This window comes from Algibacter sp. L4_22 (assembly GCF_023473045.1).
Classification (GTDB): domain Bacteria; phylum Bacteroidota; class Bacteroidia; order Flavobacteriales; family Flavobacteriaceae; genus Algibacter.
The window spans coordinates 65,046-83,118 of record NZ_JAMCOK010000009.1 but is presented as its reverse complement, the minus strand read 5'-3'; the positions used below and the strand labels follow the sequence as shown (position 1 = coordinate 83,118).

Genomic DNA, 18,073 nt, shown 5'->3' with positions numbered 1-18,073 from the left:
TTTATATTTATTTACACCTTAATAGGTTTGTAAAAGTTTTTGTTGTAAAATATTGTTTACACCTCGCATTTCCATCAGTATTGTTTTTCTTTCAAAATTAAATTTCAAAACTCCAAAGCTTAATTCTGGAACCACTTTTAATATGCGATTTTTATTTGCCTCCGAAGTAAAACCACTGTATACATGAGTTAAGCCGCTAGATGTAAAATCGATTAAAGGAAAAGAGACACCTTTAATTTTGGTTTTTGAAAATTCAGAAATATGCCGATCTCCCGAAAGCACAACAACTCCATTTGCCTTAGAATCTTTTATCAATAATTTTAATCTATCCACTTCATGAGGGAAATTACCCCAAGTCTCAAAACCGTGCTCGGCAGATAGAACCTGAATACTACTCACAATAATATTAAAATCAGCTTCAGAAGATTTTAATTCACCCCCTAACCAACTCCATTGTTGCTCACCTAGAATAGTCCCTTCACCATAAACACTTGGCTCATATCTTTTTTTAGAATCTCTAGCTTTGGTTAAAGCTGATCTAAAATAACGCGTATCTAAAACAATCACTTTTATTTTTCCTTTAGGTGTATTTATAACTTGAGAACTATAAACACCTTCTTGATCTCGTCGTTTATCATTTCCAGAAACTCCTAAAAAATCTAAAAATAATTGTTCACTCCCTTTTTTTGCATGAAACTCCACACCTCCATCATTTAAACCATAATCGTGATCGTCCCAAGTACCTGTGATTAGGGTCGTTTCTTTTAACTTTTTATAGCCTTCATCAGCTAGTAATTTATCATATTCCGCTTTTAATTTTACCATGTTATCTGTATCGGCATATACAATATCACCTCCCCAAATCCACAAATCTGGTTTATTTTTCACAATTTCAACCCAAAGTTTATTTTCTAAATCCTGCTTATTACAAGAGCCAAAAGCAATAGTAGCATCATATACCATTTCTTTCTCCTTTTCAGCTTTAATTAGAGTCGTTTTACAAGACATAAAACAAAACATCATTATAAAGGCACTAAATATTAATCTATTTTTCATGTAATTCACCGTTAATTTTTACATAAAAGTACTGTATTCTATTTTAAGTCTATATTATTAAATTGTATCTTCGTTTCCTATGAAAAAAGAAGACATTACCAATATAAAACAACTATTATCTAGTCCTAAAAAAATAGTTATTGTTCCGCATAAAAACCCAGATGGCGATGCTATTGGATCAACTTTAGCACTTTACCATTATCTTTTAAAAGAAAATCATAACGCAACGGTTATTGTACCTAATGACTATCCTACTTTTTTAAAATGGATTCCGGGTAATGACACGATCTCTGTTTATGACCACCAAACTAAAACTTGCGACAGTTTAATAGAATCTGCAGATATTATTTTTACTTTAGATTTTAATGCGTTCCATAGAACAGGCAATATGGAAAAGATACTTTCTGAAAGTAAAGCTTTAAAAATCATGATTGATCATCACCAATCTCCAGACGACTATGCTACTTACACTTATAGCGATACAACCATGAGTTCTACCTGCGAAATGGTATATAACTTTATAAACATGCTAGGCGATGCAGAATTAGTTGATGCCAATATTGCTACTTGTATTTATGTTGGAATCATGACAGATACGGGCTCGTTTAGATTCCGTTCAACTACGAATAAAACACACGACATTATTGCTAAGCTTATTGAAAAAGGAGCAGATAATACCAATATTCATAATAACATTTACGATACAAATAGTTATGAAAGCTTACAATTATTAGGTTGTGCGCTTAGTAACCTAAAAGTTGTTCCCGAATCGAGAGCAGCTTATATTACGCTATCTCAAGAGGAGCTTAATCGTTTTAATTATAAAAAAGGAGATACAGAAGGTATTGTAAATTATGCTTTATCACTAAACGGAGTTGTACTTGCGGCCATTTTTATCGAGGATAAGCAAGAAGGGATTATTAAAATCTCTTTACGTTCTAAAGGAAGTTTTTCGGTAAACGAAATGTCTCGTGCGCACTTTCATGGAGGAGGACACACCAATGCTGCGGGAGGAAAAAGCGATTTATCCCTAACAGAAACCGTTGATAAATTTATTAGTATATTACCTAGTTATAACGATGCATTAAACAATGAATAAATTAATTACCACAGCCCTACTTGTACTTCTCGTTTTTAGCTGTAAAAGCCCAGAAGCAAGACGACCAGTTTCTACAAAATCCGGATCTTATATAGACGCCTCGATTGCTCTAAATAAAAAACGTTTTGCTAAAGAAAAAGCGGTTATTGAAAAAATAATAGAAGCTGACACCGATGAATACTTAGCATCGGATACTGGTTTTTGGTATAAATACCAAACAAAAACAGAAAACGATAGCTTAAGCACTCCAAATTTTGGTGATATTATTAACTACGATTATAATATTAAAACTCTAAATGGTAATGAAATTTATTCTAAAGCAGATTTAAAAACACAGAATTACGCTATGGATAAGCAAGAACTTTTTACAGGTTTACGCCATGGCTTAAAGCTTATGAAAATTGGTGAAACAGTTACCTTTATTTTTCCATCCGATCGTGCTTACGGTTACTATGGTGATGAAAATAAAATTGGACCAAACACACCTCTAATTTGTGAAGTTACTGTCAACTCTATTACCCCAAATCAAAGCAACTAATATGTATTTATTTAAAAACGTTTTAAAACTCGTTCTGTTTACATTAGTATTAAACCTAACATCTTGCAAAGCGCAGTATCCCGACTTAGAAGACGGTATGTATGCTGAATTCGTTACCACAAAAGGTGTTATGGTTGCCAAATTAAGTTACGAAAAAACGCCGCTAACAGTTGCTAATTTTGTTTCCCTAGCCGAAGGTGAAAACACAATGGTCGATAAAGCTTTCAAGAAAAAGAAATTTTACAATGGACTAATTTTTCACCGCGTTATAGATGGGTTTATGATACAAGGTGGCGACCCGACAGGAACAGGTTCTGGCGATGCTGGTTACAAGTTTATGGATGAGTTTTCTCCAGATTTAAAACACGACAAACCAGGTATTTTATCCATGGCAAATTCTGGCCGAAACACCAACGGGTCTCAGTTTTTTATAACAGAAATCCCAAAACCTAACTTAGACAACAAACATAGTGTTTTTGGCGAATTAGTATTAGGTTTAGATGTTCAAGATAGTATTTCGAACGTAGAAGTTGACAGAAATGATAGACCAATTGAAGATGTGGTTATCGAAGAATTAAACATTATAAGAAAAGGAAAAGCTGCTAAAAACTTCGATGCGCCTAAGGTTTTTATAAATTCTTTAGCCGAAGCTGAAAGATTAGAAAAAGAAAAGGTAGCTAAAGCAGCGGCTATTTTGAAAGCAACTCAAGATAAATTTAAAGCCTTAAAAGAAAAAGCAATTACACTTCCTTCAGGATTAAAATATATTATTACAGAAAAAGGTACTGGAGAAAAATTGCCAGAAACTGCCGAGCTATTAACCCATTATGCCGTCTATTTTGAAAACGGAAAGATACTAGAAACGAGTAAACTAGAAATAGCCGAAGCGTTAGATATTGTAAACGAACGTCGTAAAGAACAAGACGGCTACCAACCTATTACCGCTGAAATAGGGCCAGACGCAAGAATGATTGCAGGCTTTAAAGAAGGCTTACAACAATTAAGTGTTGGTGATAAAGCCACTTTATTTATACCGTACCACTTGGCTTACGGAGAATCTGGTACTAGAGGTATTCCTGGAAAAACAAATATTGTTTTTGAAGTTGAAATTTTAGAACTTCTTAAATAAACATAATACAAAAACAGTCTGAAACACTTAATTTCGCACTGAAAAACAAAACCTATGCAATTATTAAAATTTGATTGGAACCCTATAACAGGAATCGATATAATCGGGAATTTTAAAATCCATTTTTACAGCCTTATGTGGGTTACTGCCTTTGTTATTGGCTGGTATATTATGAAACGGATTTTTACAAAAGAAAAAGTATCGTTAGAATATTTAGACCCTTTATTTATTTATACTGTGCTTTCTACCATGATTGGCGCGCGTTTAGGTCACGTTATATTTTATCAATCGGAATTATTATCTGAAGATTTTTTCAGTGTTTTTCTACCTGTTAAATTTAAAGGAGGCTTTGAGTTTACAGGATTTCAGGGTTTAGCCAGTCATGGTGCCGCTATCGGAATTATTATTGGGATGTATTTATACAGACGAAAATATAACTACAAATCGATTTTATGGATTTTAGACCGCATTGTAATTCCAGTAGCTTCTGGAGCAATTTTTATTAGAATTGGAAACTTTATAAATTCTGAAATTATAGGAAAAATCACAGATTCGAATTTTGGTGTTCGTTTCATTCAAGATCAGTATTACAAAAATGAAATCATGCAACGCACAGGAATCAAAGATGTGCAAAAAGCCTACAACGCCGTTACTGATAACCCTAAATTTCAAAACCTGTTAGATGCTGTTCCATATAGACATCCTGCACAATTATACGAATCGTTTTGTTATATTTTTGTGTTTTTAATTCTGTTATATTTCTATGTAAAAACAGAAAAAAGAAATCAAACAGGCTTTTTATTCGGCTTATTTTTAGTTTTACTTTGGACTGTTAGATTCTTTGTTGAATTTGTAAAAGAAGCACAAGTTGATGTTCGTTCTACCTGGGCATTAAACACAGGGCAATGGTTAAGTATTCCGTTTGTACTGATAGGATTGTATTTTATGTTTGTTTACAAACCAAAAAACGCAGTAAAATAAGATGGTTTTAAAACGATTTGGTTTCATTTTAGTACTAAGTATATCTTTATTATCACTTTCAAATTGTAAAGATGATAATAAGGTAATTACTCAAACCGAAGTTCATTTCACAAAAGAAGGTGAATTAACGATTACTAAAGCAGATAACTCCAAAGTAGTTTTAGATATTGAAATTGCTGATACCGATTTTGATGTTCAAACGGGTTTGATGTACCGAAATTCTATGAAAATGAATCAAGGTATGTTATTTATCTTTGAAGATGTAACGGAGCGTTATTTCTATATGAAGAATACAAAAATACCATTAGATCTTATTTATATTGATGAAAATAAAAGCATTGTGAGTTTTCAGAAAAATGCTAAACCATTTGATGAGACATCACTTCCATCAAATGCACCTGCTAAATACGTTTTAGAAGTAAATGTGGGCTTGGTGGATATCTGGAAACTTTCTGTTGGCGATTCTATTGTTTTTAGTGAAGTTTCTAATTAAAAAATCACCACATATCTATTAATTACAAAATAAAAAAAGCATAAGGTTTAAAATCTTATGCTTTTTTTATTTCATTTTCTTTACTTCTTCAACCTAAAACAATAACTTAATATTAGCATAAGAATTCTCTAATGCTTTTGCCGTTTTCTTTTTACCCAACCATTTTACTTTAGTGATGCCTTCCTTTTTTTGAGGTTTAAGCTCACCCTTAAAACTTGTTTTCATCTCAAACCAATAAGTTACTTTTATTCTATAGCGGCCGTTTCGTTTAAAAATATGATATGTAGTTTCTAAAGGTTTCACAATTTCCAAACCTTCTACTTTCGTCTCTTCTTCAACTTCACGAATAGCTGTTTCTTCAATAGTTTCATTGCCTTCTGCTTTTCCTTTAGGCAAATCCCATTTATCATTTCTATAGATAAATAACACTTTCCCTTCATCATTATAAACTTTTCCGCCACCAGCAATTACGTTTGGTAACTTCTTTAAAAACTTAGAAAGCAGCTTACTTTCGTTTTTATGTGTAAGCCTTACTTCCTGTAAATTTGTACGGTTTAACTTCCTGATAGCTCGATAAAGACCTACCCGTTTTAGCTTATATGTTTTATACCCTTCACCTTTTTCGGTGTTCGTTGTTAATGTTATCGGCTTGTTATTTACAAAAATCTTGTGCATGGTTAGGTTTGATTTAATGATATGGTAAAAATATCATTTTTACTTACAATCTGCTTATTGTAGAAAAAAAAATTTTATTCCATTTACAACTTCAGAATAAAAGCAAATTTATCCGTAATTTTACAGCATGATATTCAACAAAGACACCGCTAAAAAAACTGCCGAAGTTTTATTGCAAGTTCATGCCATAAAACTAAGCCCGAAAGAACCTTTCACTTGGGCTTCCGGCTGGAAATCACCAATTTATTGCGATAACCGTATTATTCTATCGTATCCACCAATACGTAATTACGTTCGCGAAACCATGGCTAAACATATTGAAAACCAATATGGAAAACCAGATGCTATTGCCGGAGTAGCCACAGGCGCTATTGGCATTGGTATGTTGGTTGCCGAATATTTAGGGCTCCCATTTATTTATGTTAGGCCAGATGCAAAAGGACACGGCCGTAAAAATCAAATTGAAGGCTTTATTGAAGGCGGACAAAATGTTGTTGTGGTCGAAGATTTAATAAGTACCGGAAAAAGTAGCTTAAATGCTGTAAAAGCACTAAAAGAGGCTAAAGTAAATGTAAAAGGCATGGTTGCTATTTTTACTTACGGGTTTGATGTAGCTACCAAAAATTTTGAAGAAGCAGGTATTACCTTAAATACCCTAAGTAATTATGAAAATTTACTAGAACAAGCTCTAGATACCAACTACATTTCTCAAAAAGAATTAAAAACCTTATCCGAATGGAATTCCAACCCTAGTGAATGGAACGCTATTTGATATAAAATACGTATGCTATAAAACTGTAAGTTGTTTAGAGACGACCAATTTTATCGCTTAACGAAACACAAATTACAATACAATGAATTTAGAATCCCCAAAAGTTAACGTTACTAAATCTCCTCAAGAAGTCTTTAACTTTTTAGAAGATATTAAAAATTTTGAAACTTTAATGCCTGAAAACATAAGCAAATTTGAAGTTTTAGATAATGATAAATTCCTTTTTGCTTTAAAAGGAATGCCAGAAATTATTTTAAAAAAGAAAGAAGTTATTCCTCCAAATAAAATTATTTTAGGTGCCGCAGGCGGAAAATTAGATTTTTCTTTAATTGGAAATATTGTTGAAACTGCTGATGGTAATAGCGAAGTACAATTACAATTTTCGGGAGATTTTAACCCAATGATGGCCATGATGATTAAAGGCCCAATCACAAAATTTATTGAGACGTTGGCTTCTAATATGCCAAAATCTATTTAATATAGCAGTGAAATTTCTTTTAAATCGAATGTTTTTATAATTTCATCTTCTAGCAAAACTTCAAGTTTTCCATCTGAAGAAATTCCAGTTATAAAACCAGAAAACATTAAACCTTCAGCATCTTTAAATGTTGAAGGTTTATCTTTTCGAAACAAATTGGTTTCATACTCGTCCTTCAAAACCTTCAAATTACCAGCTTCTAAAATTCCGAAGTAATATTTCAAATTTAAAATTAACGCCACTAACACTTCATCTAAAACAAAAAATTTACCAGATATTGATTTTAAAGATGATGCTTTTGGTAGATTTTCGAAATCGGTTTGATTAACATTTAAGCCAATTCCTATTATTGAGCCTTGTAACTGACTTTGTTTTATGACATTTTCAATTAAAACTCCGCAAACTTTTTTATTTTCTGACAAAATGTCGTTAGGCCATTTCACACTTAATTTAGGAATAGCCAATTCCTTCAAAGTTTTTAAAGCCGCTAAAGCCGTAACCATACTAATATAAAAGCACTGCTCCATCTCAAGAAACGAAACATCCTTAAACACACTAAACGTAAGGTTTTTGGACGTACTAGACTCCCAGACTGTCCCCATTTGCCCACGGCCTTTGGTTTGTTTTTTTGTTGAAACAACAGTAAAATCATCCACTTTCCCTTTGCTAATTAGTTCGCGTAAATAGCTATTTGTGGAATTGGTGGCATCAAGTTTGATTATTCGCATATGGAAGTTATTGCAGTACTATAAAATCTTATGATTATTTTAAACCATAAAGAACTAAAAAAATAATAACTTTGCACAAATTAAATAAAATTAATGGCGAAACAAAATATAAACTCAGACCAATTAATATCTGTAATAATCAGTGGAATTGAAGAAGTTAAAGGAAAAGAAATAAATATACTAGATTTACGAGAAATTGAAAACACGGTTTGTGACTACTTTATAGTTTGCGAGGGGACTTCAAATACACAAGTAAGCGCTATAGTAAATTCTGTTCAGAAAAAAGTAAGCAAAGAACTTAAAGATCATCCATGGCACACTGAAGGCTTAGATAATGCCGAATGGGTGTTAATGGATTATGTAAATGTTGTAGTACATGTTTTTCAGAAACAAATTAGAGAATACTACGATATTGAAAGCCTTTGGGGAGATGCGAAAATGACAGCTATAGAAACGAGTTACTAAAAAAAAGACATGGCAAAAGATAAAAAAAACGTAAAAGAAAAGAAGCCTAAATTCAGTCCCTATTGGATTTACGGAATTATAATCGCTCTATTTTTAGGGTTTCAACTGTTTAGTGGCGCAAATTATCAAGAAGGTAATATTACTACACCATCAGATTTTTTTAAATACTTAAAAGATGGAGATGTAGCACGTGTTGATATTATAAAAAACACACGAGTTGCAAAAGTATATTTAACCAAAGAAGCTCAAGAAAAGGAAATTCATAAAAATTCTACACCAGAAACTTTTATTCCTTCGGCAACTAAATTACCTAATTATAAATTTGAATTTGGTGACTTACAAAATTTTGAAAATGAATTAAACACAGCTACAGCCACTTTAGCAACAAAACCTGTTGTAAAGTTTGATACAGAAACTAACGACTGGAGTAATTTATTAATGGGGATTTTACCATTTATTTTACTTATTGGTGTTTGGGTATTCATTATGCGTAGAATGTCTGGTGGCGCCGGTGGTGGAGCAGGCGGACAAATTTTCAACATAGGAAAATCTAAAGCAAAACTTTTTGACGAGAACACAGAAGTTAAAACAACTTTTAAAGATGTTGCTGGTTTAGAAGGTGCTAAAGAAGAAGTACAAGAAATTGTAGACTTCCTTAAATTCCCTGAGAAATATACAACTCTTGGTGGAAAAATACCAAAAGGAGCATTGCTAGTTGGCCCTCCTGGAACAGGTAAAACCTTATTAGCTAAAGCCGTTGCCGGTGAAGCTAAAGTGCCATTTTTCTCTTTATCGGGTTCAGATTTTGTTGAAATGTTTGTTGGTGTAGGTGCATCTCGTGTTCGAGATTTATTTAAACAAGCCAAAGAAAAATCGCCTTCAATTATTTTTATAGATGAAATTGATGCTATTGGTCGTGCCAGAGGTAAAAATGCCATGTCTGGAAGTAATGATGAGCGTGAAAACACTTTGAACCAGTTATTAACTGAGATGGATGGTTTTGGTACCAATACAAACGTAATTGTTATTGCTGCAACCAACAGAGCCGATATTTTAGATAAAGCTTTAATGCGTGCTGGACGTTTTGATAGACAAATTTTTGTTGATTTACCAGATGTTCGTGAACGTAAAGAGATTTTTGAAGTACACTTGCGTCCTTTGAAAAAAGAACCAGGATTAGATTTAGATTTCTTATCGAAACAAACACCAGGATTCTCTGGAGCAGATATTGCTAACGTTTGTAACGAAGCTGCTTTAATTGCTGCCAGAAATGGTAAAAAAGCAGTTGACAAACAAGACTTTTTGGATGCTGTTGATAGAATTATTGGCGGTCTAGAAAAGAAAAACAAAATAATTACACCTAGCGAAAAACGCGCTGTAGCATTCCACGAAGCTGGTCACGCTACTGTAAGTTGGATGTTAGAACATGCTGCACCTTTAGTAAAAGTTACTATTGTGCCTCGTGGTCGTTCTTTAGGTGCTGCTTGGTATTTACCAGAAGAACGTTTAATTGTTCGTCCAGAACAAATGCTAGACGAAATGTGTGCTGCTCTTGGTGGTCGTGCTGCAGAAAAAGTTATTTTCAATCAAATATCTACTGGTGCTTTAAGTGATTTAGAAAAAGTTACAAAACAGGCTAGAGCCATGGTTACTATCTATGGTCTTAGTGAAAAAATTGGAAACTTAACGTATTACGATTCTGGTCAAAGCGAATATGGTTTTACTAAACCTTATAGTGAGCAAACAGCAGAATTAATTGATAATGAAATTTCAGATATTATTGAAAAACAATATCAACGTGCTATAGCTTTACTCGAAGAAAATAAAGATAAACTTACAGAACTTGCAGAAGTTCTTCTTGAAAAAGAGGTTATTTTCAAAGATAATTTAGAAAAAATATTTGGAGAACGTACTTTTCTTAAAGAAGAACCGATAAGTAGACCTGATATTATTTCCTAAAAAACTGTTAACCTTAAACAAAAATCTTAAATTAATCGTATGGTTAATTTAAGATTTTTTATATTTGATAATTCTCTCAAAAAAAACAGTTAATAGCACCCAGCTAAATGAGTCTTTTTAGAAAATTTTTTGGTTTAAAAGCTGACAAAAAAACCGAGGATATAAAATCCGCGGATCGAGGCAGATATATGCCTGAAGTAAAGTTGCCAATAGACGAAAGGTTTACTATAAACTTTAAAGCTAATGGCGGTAAATTTCTGTATTGTGAAAATTTATCGGAAGTTTTTCAAAATCTTCAAAACATAGTTGAAGAAAATGCCTGGGATTCTAAGAAAGTATTGCTTCTTGATCCAAACTTAAAAGACAAGTTTAAAAATTCGTCTTTAAAATCGACAAGAGTGATAAGTGAGTCTACCTATTTTTTAACTACTTGTGAGAACCTTATTGCTAACGATGGCTCTTTACTCATTTCATCCAATCAAATCTTTGAGAAGAAACTTAACGAACTACCTTTAAATTTTGTTGTATTTGGTACCACAAGCCAAATGGTAGAAAACATTGGTGAAGGTTTACGAGGTATTAAATCTAAAAATCGTCAAAAAATCCCTACTAATATTACTACAATTAAACAGTTTAAGACTCAGGATGACAAAGATTTTTTAACCTATGGTAGCAGTGCTAAAAACTTATACCTATTACTTCTAGAAGATTTATAAGCTAAATCGTCTATGATTAAAATCTTAATTGCACAAAAGAGAACTGTTATGTATATTACATGTGTTGTTATAAAAAACCATAATTAAAAGCACATGAAAGAAACCATTACCCGATCATTTTCAGGCTTGCTTTATGTTGTAATACTTATTACTTGTTTATGGTTTGAGCAATCTATAACCGTACTTCTATTTGTTTTTGGACTAATTAGTATGAATGAATTCTTAAAATTGATTCAGCTGAAAAGTAAAATTCCATATTTTATATTTATTTTTATTTTTGGATTAATAGCCTACTTTAAACATTTTCAAGTTAAACATGTTGCCGCAGACGAATTCATTCGGATATTTACAGTACTCACCATTTTCGTTTTACTGTTTTTAATACGAGATTTATTTTCAAGAAAAACCATTCCACTATTTATCTCAAAACGTTTTTTACTCACCACGTTTTATATCACAAGTGGGTTTTCATTCTTATTTTTAATTGCTCATTATTTTAAAAGCTACAATCCTAATATTTTATTAGGCTCCTTTATTTTAGTTTGGGTAAACGATACTTTCGCCTATTTGGTCGGGAAAAACTTTGGAAAACAGAAGCTTTTCGAAAAAATATCACCTAAAAAAACAGTAGAAGGCTTTTTAGGAGGCCTCTTTTTTGCCTGTATAGCAAGTTTTTTTATTGCAAGTTGCACAAAAACCTTAAACTCGACGCATTGGCTTATGTTAAGTATAATTGTAAGTGTTACAGGTACTTTGGGCGATTTAATAGAGTCTAAATTTAAGCGCCAAGCTAAAGTAAAAGATAGTGGAACCATAATGCCTGGGCATGGTGGCCTATTAGATCGATTAGATAGTATTATATTTGCAGCACCTTTTATATATTTGTTTTTAAGAATTTTGCACTATGTTTCATAAAGAAGGAAATAAAATTATAGTTATCACACTAATTTTAGTCGTGGCACTATTTCTATTAATTGATAATTTTATAGCTATCTCATGGCTTAGAATTGCATTAATGATTACTGTATTAGCTTTTTTAATAATAGTACTTCAATTTTTTAGAAACCCAAAGCGTAAAACAGTAGCAGACCAAAAAACAGTAGTTTCTCCTGTAGATGGTAAAGTTGTAGTTATAGAAGAAGTTTTTGAAAAAGAATTTTTTAAAGAAAAACGATTACAAGTCAGCGTTTTTATGTCTCCAATAAATGTACATGTAACACGTTATCCTATTGCTGGAAATATTATTTTTAGTAAATATCATCCCGGTAAATTTTTAGTAGCATGGCACCCAAAAGCGAGTGAAGAAAATGAACGTACAACAGTAGTTGTTGAAAACGAGACCTACGGAAAGGTATTATACAGACAAATTGCTGGAGCTTTAGCTAAACGTATTGTAAACTACGCAAAAGTAGACGATAAAGCCATACAAGGCGCCGATTCTGGTTTTATTAAATTTGGTTCAAGAGTTGATTTATTCTTACCTTTAGACACTAAAATTAAAGTAGAACTTAATCAAGTTGTTCGCGGAGGCGAAAGTATTATTGCAGAAATTAATGATTAGCAAAGACTTAGAAATACTGTTTGAAGACGCCGTAAGTCGGGTAAATGCGCATACAGAGCCATTTCCTGCAGATACGTTATTAAAACTATACGCCTATTACAAAAAAGCAACAAACGATTATAGTCGCCCAAAAAGTAAGAAACCTATTATCAATGCTTTTAAAACTAATGCTTTATTTCAGGTGAAGAATATTAGCGAGAGTGAAGCTATGGAAACTTATATTGAACTTGTAGATAACTACTTTTTATATCGCGAGTAAATCGTTTTTTCATTTTACTTCTGAAGAAATTTCGTCAAGGCAATTTAATTTCTTATAAATGGTTTAATTATTCTAGAATTTTAATAATCAGGATATTTTTTCCTAAATCATTACAACTATTTCTTTTCACACCTTGCCTCTAACCATTTAAAACATTTGAAATAAAATTTTAGAGTTTTAAACAAGCCTTGTATACTACTACTCCTTTTTTTCAAAAAACACTCTAAAACACCTTTAACCTATCCTAATATATTAAAACAAAAAAGAGTATTTTGACCGAAATCAAAACACCCTTTTTAAATAAATCTATTACTCTATAATATTATGCCAAACTCGATAAACTTGCTTTTAACGTTTCAATTTTAGCTAAGGCATCCGCTTCTTTTTTACGTTCATTAGCAATAACTTGTTCTGGAGCACCGGCTACAAAACGTTCGTTAGAAAGTTTTTTCTGTACAGATTTAAGAAAACCTTCAGTATAGCTTAACTCTTCAGTAAGTTTTTTGATTTCAGCTTCAACATCAATAGCACCATCCATTGGAATAAAATACTCGTTAGATTTTACTCTAAACGTTAATGCACCTTCCACTGGCTCTTTTACATACTCTAAAGTCTCTAAATTACCAAGTTTTGAAATAACCTCATCAAATATAGTATCTGAGTTTTCATTATTTATTACAGAAAAACTAATAGCATCTTTAAAGGCTATGTTTTTTTCTTTTCTAATAGTACGAATTCCAGAAATAACTTCTGAAGCAAATTCAAACTGAGCAATCAACTCCGTATTAATAGGTTTAGCTTCTGGCCATTTTGAAACTATTAAAGCCTCATCTGGTGTTCTTTCAGAAATATATTGCCAGATATCCTCCGTTAAGAAAGGCATAAATGGGTGTAATATTTTTAAATTATCTTCAAAAGCAGCCATTACTTTATGGTAAGTCGTTGCATCTATTGGTTGTTGGTATGCCGGCTTTACAATTTCTAATAACCATCCGCAGAAATCATCATAAATTAATTTATAAATCGCCATTAAAGCATCGCTTAAACGGTATTTACTAAAGTGATCTTCAATTTCAACTAAAGCAGAACTAAATTTAGCTTCATACCATTCTAATGCAATTTTACTAGAGTTTGGTTGCTTAATACTATCACTAACTTCCCAAAGGTTGGTTAAATTAAAAGCATTCCATATTTTATTCCCGAAACCTTTCCCTTGTTGGCAAAGAGTTTCATCAAACATTAAATCGTTTCCGGCTGCAGAACTTAACAAAAGTCCAACACGAACACCATCGGCACTGTATTGCTCAATAAGTTTTAAAGCATCTGGAGAGTTCCCTAAACTTTTACTCATTTTTCGGCGTTGCTTATCACGAACTAGACCTGTTAAGTATACATTATTAAACGGTTTTTCATCTTTATATTCGTAACCTGCAATAATCATTCTTGCAACCCAAAAGAATAAAATATCTGGACCTGTAACCAAATCGTTGGTTGGGTAATAATATTTTATCTCTTCGTTTTCAGGGTTTCTAATACCATCGAAAACAGACATTGGCCATAACCAAGACGAAAACCAAGTATCTAACGCATCGGTATCTTGACGTAAATCGGCAGTTGTTAAAGCTGCGTTATTCGTTACTTTTTGCGCTTTTTCTAATGCTGATTCTATATTTTCAGCAACTACAAAATCTTCTTTTCCATCTCCGTAGAAATAGGCTGGAATTTGTTGTCCCCAAAGTAACTGACGTGAAATATTCCAATCGCGAATATTTTCCAACCAGTGACGGTAAGTGTTTTCAAATTTCTTTGGAAATAACTTTATCTCAGCATTCTCACCTAAAACAGCTTCAATAGCAGGTTTTACCAACTCTTCCATTTTAAGAAACCATTGATCACTTAAACGCGGTTCGATTACAGCTTTTGTTCTTTCAGAAGTTCCTACTTTATTAATATGTATTTCTGTTTTAATTAAAACACCTAAAGTTTCAAGTTCTTTTGCAACAGTTTTTCTGGCTACAAAACGGTCTTGACCTTCAAATTGTAAACCAAAACTGTTTAAAGAAGCATCTTCATTAAAAATATCAATTACTTCTAAATTGTGCTTATCACCTAAAACCTTATCATTTTCATCGTGTGCAGGCGTTACTTTTAAACAACCTGTACCAAATTCTAAATCGACATATTCATCTTCAATTATAGGAATTACTCTTCCACAAATTGGAACAATCGCTTTTTTTCCACGTAAGTGAACAAAACGTTCATCATTAGGATTAATACAAATAGCAGAATCGCCAAAAATAGTTTCTGGTCTTGTAGTTGCAATGGTTAAAACATCGTCACTACCTTCTATTTTATAATTGATATAGTATAAATTTCCTTGACGCTCTTCATGAATAACCTCTTCATCAGATAAAGTTGTTTTAGCCTCAGGATCCCAATTTACCATACGGTAACCACGATAGATAAGTCCTTTTTCATGTAAATCGATAAAAACTTTTATTACTGCTTGAGACATATCGTCGTCCATAGTAAACTTTGTTCTATCCCAATCGCAAGAGCAACCTAGTTTTTTTAACTGCTCTAGAATTACACCTCCATATTCATGAGTCCATTCCCAAGCGTGTTCTAAAAACTCTTCTCTTGTTAAATCGTTTTTATCAATACCTTGTTCCTTTAATTTAGCAACAACCTTTGCCTCTGTAGCAATAGATGCATGATCGGTTCCAGGAACCCAACACGCATTTTTACCCAATAAACGAGCACGACGTATTAAAACATCTTGGATAGTATTGTTTAGCATATGCCCCATGTGCAAGACGCCAGTAACGTTTGGCGGAGGGATTACAATGGTGTAAGGTTCTCTTTCATCTGGTGTTGAATGAAAATAATTATTTTTCATCCAGTAATCGTACCACTTACTTTCTACCTGACTTGCATCATATTTTGATGGAATTTGCATACTTTGGAATAGTTTTTGAATATTGAATTGCAAAAGTACTTATATTTCTTTTTCTGTGAAAGCAATAAGCCGTATTGAAAATTTTAAAACAATACACTTTAGCATTTTTAAATGAATTCACTAAAACGTTGTAAGTACTCTCAACCAAGTTGAATATGTTAATAAACATGTAATACATCTATTATTTTTGCAGATGATGGAAAAAGTGAGTATGTTTGACTTGATTTTAAAATTATTGACAATAAAATATCCTAAGTTTTTAGGATGATAATTGTAACCTATAGAATATTAAATAAAAAAATCATGAAACAAATTATTACAATTTTATTTATCGGATTAGTAAGTTTTTCGGTAAATGCACAAGCTAAAATTGAGTTTAAATCGGATACAGTCGATTATGGTACTATCCAAAAAGGATCTAATGGTGTTCGCGAATTTGAATTCACCAATACAGGAAATGAGCCATTAATTGTATCTAAAGTATCATCTAGTTGTGGTTGTACTATACCTAAAAAACCAGACGCTCCTATTATGCCAGGAAAAACGGGTGTAATTGAAGTAAAGTACGACACGAACCGAGTTAACCCAATTAGAAAAACAATTACTGTAATTTCTAATGCAGAGACTCCAACTGTTGCCTTAAAAATTAAAGGTCTAGTTGTAGATTCTAAAACTCAAAGTGTGTTAGAAAAAAAAGATAAGAGTATTGTTCAACAATAAACTCTAGAATAATTTTAAAAAGGCTTAAAATCTCAAGATTTTAAGCCTTTTTTATTTCAAAACATCTACCAATTTAAAATTATAAGTTAAAACGGTTCCTGCCCGTTCTATTTTAAGTTTTATGCGTTTACCGTGATCATCGTAAAATAACTCTATTAACTTTTGTAAAATAAACTGATAAGCTGGCTTATTATTTATACTTAAAATATTATCCCCTATCTGCAATCCAGCTTTATGCGCTGGTGAATCTGCTCGTAATTCGACAATAACATAAGCTGGTTTTATACTCATTCTATAACTTGGACTAATCACAACTTTAGTGTTATCACTATCCATAGTTTTATTCTTCATTTTATTTTTAGAAATAAAGTTTTCAGCCTCTTTTATTATTCGCACACCATTATGTTCTAATTCAATTCCGCTTTTATTATATTTAAATGATTCTTTGAAGAATCTATTTTTTTTGAGTGTTACGTTAGCTTTTCGATAATTAAAAACCAGATTGAAACGCTTCAAAATATTCCCAGAAACACTACCATGACGCTCTTTATGATTTAAAGCCTGCCCGATTGATACAGAGTCTGGAAAAGCTACATTAGGGGTTTTAATTGTGAATTTATTTAAATGAAACGCCTTAATTCTAGAACGCTTACCATAAACACTTCCGCTTAAACCATGGCCTAAAAAATCATAAAAAGAGGGATTACTTGATGTAATATTATCTGCTTCATTTTCAAACAACCAAAGCGCATCACTTCCACCTGAATCTATAAGCATTTTCACAGGAATACGGCTTTCATCTATTTCAACTTCGGCATTGAGATAAGGTTTGTTTTTATAAAACTCTAACCTTAACATCTCACAGTTTCTGCATAATTTATTATTATAATCTGCTTGATTAATAAGTTTTAAAAAACCTTTTGCATAATTAATTTCGACAACTAGGTCTTTAAACAAATCGTAACCAATAATACCATGTACAGGTACTCCTAATTTGGGGCTGAAGTCTAAATTAGAATCGCGAATGGCATATAAATCCTGATTAATATTAATAGCCTCTCCAATTTTAAAAATATTATTTTTTGACCGCAACGCTTCAATAGATTCTCCTTCGCCTAAACCTTTTAAATATATTTTTTGAGGGTTTTTAATTTTTAAAGAATCCGAAATATTCAGAAAATTAAAAACTATTGGCTTACTTACGCCTGTGTCAACCAAAAAAGACAAGGTAACTCCGTTAATTTCAACAGGAATAATTATTAAATTATGAATAAGCTTAAACTTTATTTTATCCTTGCCTTTTTTATTATTTATAATAAATTGCCCTTGTGAATGGCAAAGACCACTCGCTAAAACCAATAAAATCATAACAAAAAGAGCCTTTTTCATATAAAATAAAACTAATCCCTAACAATTTACTAAACATTATAAGAACTAAACTATTTAAGCCCCGTTTTAAAAAATATATAGGATAATTTTTGCAAC

At 32.0% G+C, this 18,073-nt stretch carries 19 protein-coding genes; 14 read left to right on the top strand and 5 right to left on the bottom strand.

Going from position 1 to position 18,073, the window contains the following annotated elements; all coding sequences use genetic code 11:
* Positions 1–18: 18 nt before the first annotated feature.
* Complete coding sequence (locus tag M4I23_RS18555; protein WP_249755387.1) at positions 19–1,056, bottom strand: alkaline phosphatase D family protein; 1,038 nt, start codon at positions 1,054–1,056, stop codon at positions 19–21.
* A gap of 79 nt (positions 1,057–1,135) precedes the next feature.
* On the opposite strand from M4I23_RS18555, the gene M4I23_RS18550 reads away from it, so the two are divergent.
* The 5 genes from M4I23_RS18550 to M4I23_RS18530 are packed head-to-tail and all read left to right on the top strand — an operon-like array spanning position 1,136 to position 5,296.
* A complete protein-coding gene (locus M4I23_RS18550; protein ID WP_249755386.1) occupies positions 1,136–2,155 on the top strand; it encodes a bifunctional oligoribonuclease/PAP phosphatase NrnA in 1,020 nt (339 codons plus the stop codon).
* A complete protein-coding gene (gene gldI, locus M4I23_RS18545; RefSeq protein WP_249755385.1) occupies positions 2,148–2,693 on the top strand; it encodes a gliding motility-associated peptidyl-prolyl isomerase GldI in 546 nt (181 codons plus the stop codon). The genes M4I23_RS18550 and gldI overlap by 8 nt, the downstream gene beginning before the upstream one ends.
* A gap of 1 nt (position 2,694) precedes the next feature.
* Positions 2,695–3,822: a peptidylprolyl isomerase gene (locus tag M4I23_RS18540; RefSeq protein ID WP_158847475.1), complete on the top strand. Its 1,128-nt coding sequence runs from the start codon at positions 2,695–2,697 to the stop codon at positions 3,820–3,822.
* Between the two features lie 54 nt (positions 3,823–3,876).
* The gene (lgt, locus tag M4I23_RS18535; RefSeq protein ID WP_158847473.1) at positions 3,877–4,803 is read left to right on the top strand and encodes a prolipoprotein diacylglyceryl transferase; all 927 of its coding nucleotides are present in this window, start codon (positions 3,877–3,879) and stop codon (positions 4,801–4,803) included.
* Position 4,804: 1 nt separating this feature from the next.
* Entirely contained in the window at positions 4,805–5,296 is a 492-nt protein-coding gene (locus M4I23_RS18530) for a DUF192 domain-containing protein (protein ID WP_249755384.1), read from the top strand.
* Between the two features lie 93 nt (positions 5,297–5,389).
* Here the strand turns inward: M4I23_RS18530 and M4I23_RS18525 are convergent, their stop codons facing one another.
* Positions 5,390–5,971: an NUDIX hydrolase gene (locus M4I23_RS18525; protein WP_158847469.1), complete on the bottom strand. Its 582-nt coding sequence runs from the start codon at positions 5,969–5,971 to the stop codon at positions 5,390–5,392.
* A 127-nt stretch (positions 5,972–6,098) separates the two neighbouring features.
* Here M4I23_RS18525 and pyrE point away from each other — a divergent pair, with 127 nt between their 5' ends.
* Positions 6,099–6,743 (top strand): orotate phosphoribosyltransferase, encoded by a 645-nt coding sequence (gene pyrE, locus M4I23_RS18520; protein ID WP_158847467.1) that lies wholly within the window; start codon positions 6,099–6,101, stop codon positions 6,741–6,743.
* A gap of 82 nt (positions 6,744–6,825) precedes the next feature.
* On the top strand, positions 6,826–7,221 hold the full coding sequence (locus tag M4I23_RS18515; RefSeq protein ID WP_249755383.1) for an SRPBCC family protein: 396 nt from the start codon (positions 6,826–6,828) through the stop codon (positions 7,219–7,221).
* Here M4I23_RS18515 and M4I23_RS18510 read toward each other — a convergent pair.
* Positions 7,218–7,949 (bottom strand): biotin--[acetyl-CoA-carboxylase] ligase, encoded by a 732-nt coding sequence (locus M4I23_RS18510; RefSeq protein ID WP_158847463.1) that lies wholly within the window; start codon positions 7,947–7,949, stop codon positions 7,218–7,220. The genes M4I23_RS18515 and M4I23_RS18510 overlap by 4 nt on opposite strands.
* 93 nt (positions 7,950–8,042) lie before the next feature.
* Between M4I23_RS18510 and rsfS the strand changes: the two genes are divergently transcribed.
* The 6 genes from rsfS to M4I23_RS18480 all read left to right on the top strand — a co-directional run bounded on the left by rsfS (position 8,043) and on the right by M4I23_RS18480 (position 12,909).
* Positions 8,043–8,414, top strand: coding sequence for a ribosome silencing factor (gene rsfS / locus M4I23_RS18505; protein ID WP_158847461.1), 372 nt, complete (start codon positions 8,043–8,045; stop codon positions 8,412–8,414).
* 9 nt (positions 8,415–8,423) lie between these two features.
* Positions 8,424–10,373 (top strand): ATP-dependent zinc metalloprotease FtsH, encoded by a 1,950-nt coding sequence (gene ftsH / locus M4I23_RS18500; RefSeq protein ID WP_158847459.1) that lies wholly within the window; start codon positions 8,424–8,426, stop codon positions 10,371–10,373.
* A 107-nt stretch (positions 10,374–10,480) separates the two neighbouring features.
* Complete coding sequence (locus M4I23_RS18495) at positions 10,481–11,089, top strand: LUD domain-containing protein (protein ID WP_158847457.1); 609 nt, start codon at positions 10,481–10,483, stop codon at positions 11,087–11,089.
* Between the two features lie 93 nt (positions 11,090–11,182).
* Positions 11,183–12,004, top strand: a complete 822-nt coding sequence (locus M4I23_RS18490; RefSeq protein ID WP_158847455.1) for a phosphatidate cytidylyltransferase — start codon at positions 11,183–11,185, stop codon at positions 12,002–12,004.
* Positions 11,994–12,650 (top strand): phosphatidylserine decarboxylase family protein, encoded by a 657-nt coding sequence (locus M4I23_RS18485; protein WP_249755382.1) that lies wholly within the window; start codon positions 11,994–11,996, stop codon positions 12,648–12,650. Before M4I23_RS18490 ends, M4I23_RS18485 begins: the two co-directional genes overlap by 11 nt.
* Positions 12,643–12,909 carry an acyl-CoA-binding protein gene (locus M4I23_RS18480; protein WP_158847451.1) on the top strand — a complete coding sequence of 89 codons (267 nt, stop codon included), beginning with the start codon at positions 12,643–12,645 and terminating at the stop codon, positions 12,907–12,909. Before M4I23_RS18485 ends, M4I23_RS18480 begins: the two co-directional genes overlap by 8 nt.
* 322 nt (positions 12,910–13,231) lie before the next feature.
* Here M4I23_RS18480 and M4I23_RS18475 read toward each other — a convergent pair whose 3' ends face one another.
* Positions 13,232–15,868, bottom strand: coding sequence for a valine--tRNA ligase (locus M4I23_RS18475; RefSeq protein WP_249755381.1), 2,637 nt, complete (start codon positions 15,866–15,868; stop codon positions 13,232–13,234).
* A 303-nt stretch (positions 15,869–16,171) separates the two neighbouring features.
* Between M4I23_RS18475 and M4I23_RS18470 the strand changes: the two genes are divergently transcribed.
* Positions 16,172–16,588, top strand: coding sequence for a DUF1573 domain-containing protein (locus M4I23_RS18470; protein ID WP_158847447.1), 417 nt, complete (start codon positions 16,172–16,174; stop codon positions 16,586–16,588).
* Between the two features lie 51 nt (positions 16,589–16,639).
* On the opposite strand, the gene M4I23_RS18465 is transcribed toward M4I23_RS18470, so the two are convergent.
* Positions 16,640–17,977: an aspartyl protease family protein gene (locus M4I23_RS18465; RefSeq protein ID WP_249755380.1), complete on the bottom strand. Its 1,338-nt coding sequence runs from the start codon at positions 17,975–17,977 to the stop codon at positions 16,640–16,642.
* Between the last annotated feature and the right edge of the window lie 96 nt (positions 17,978–18,073).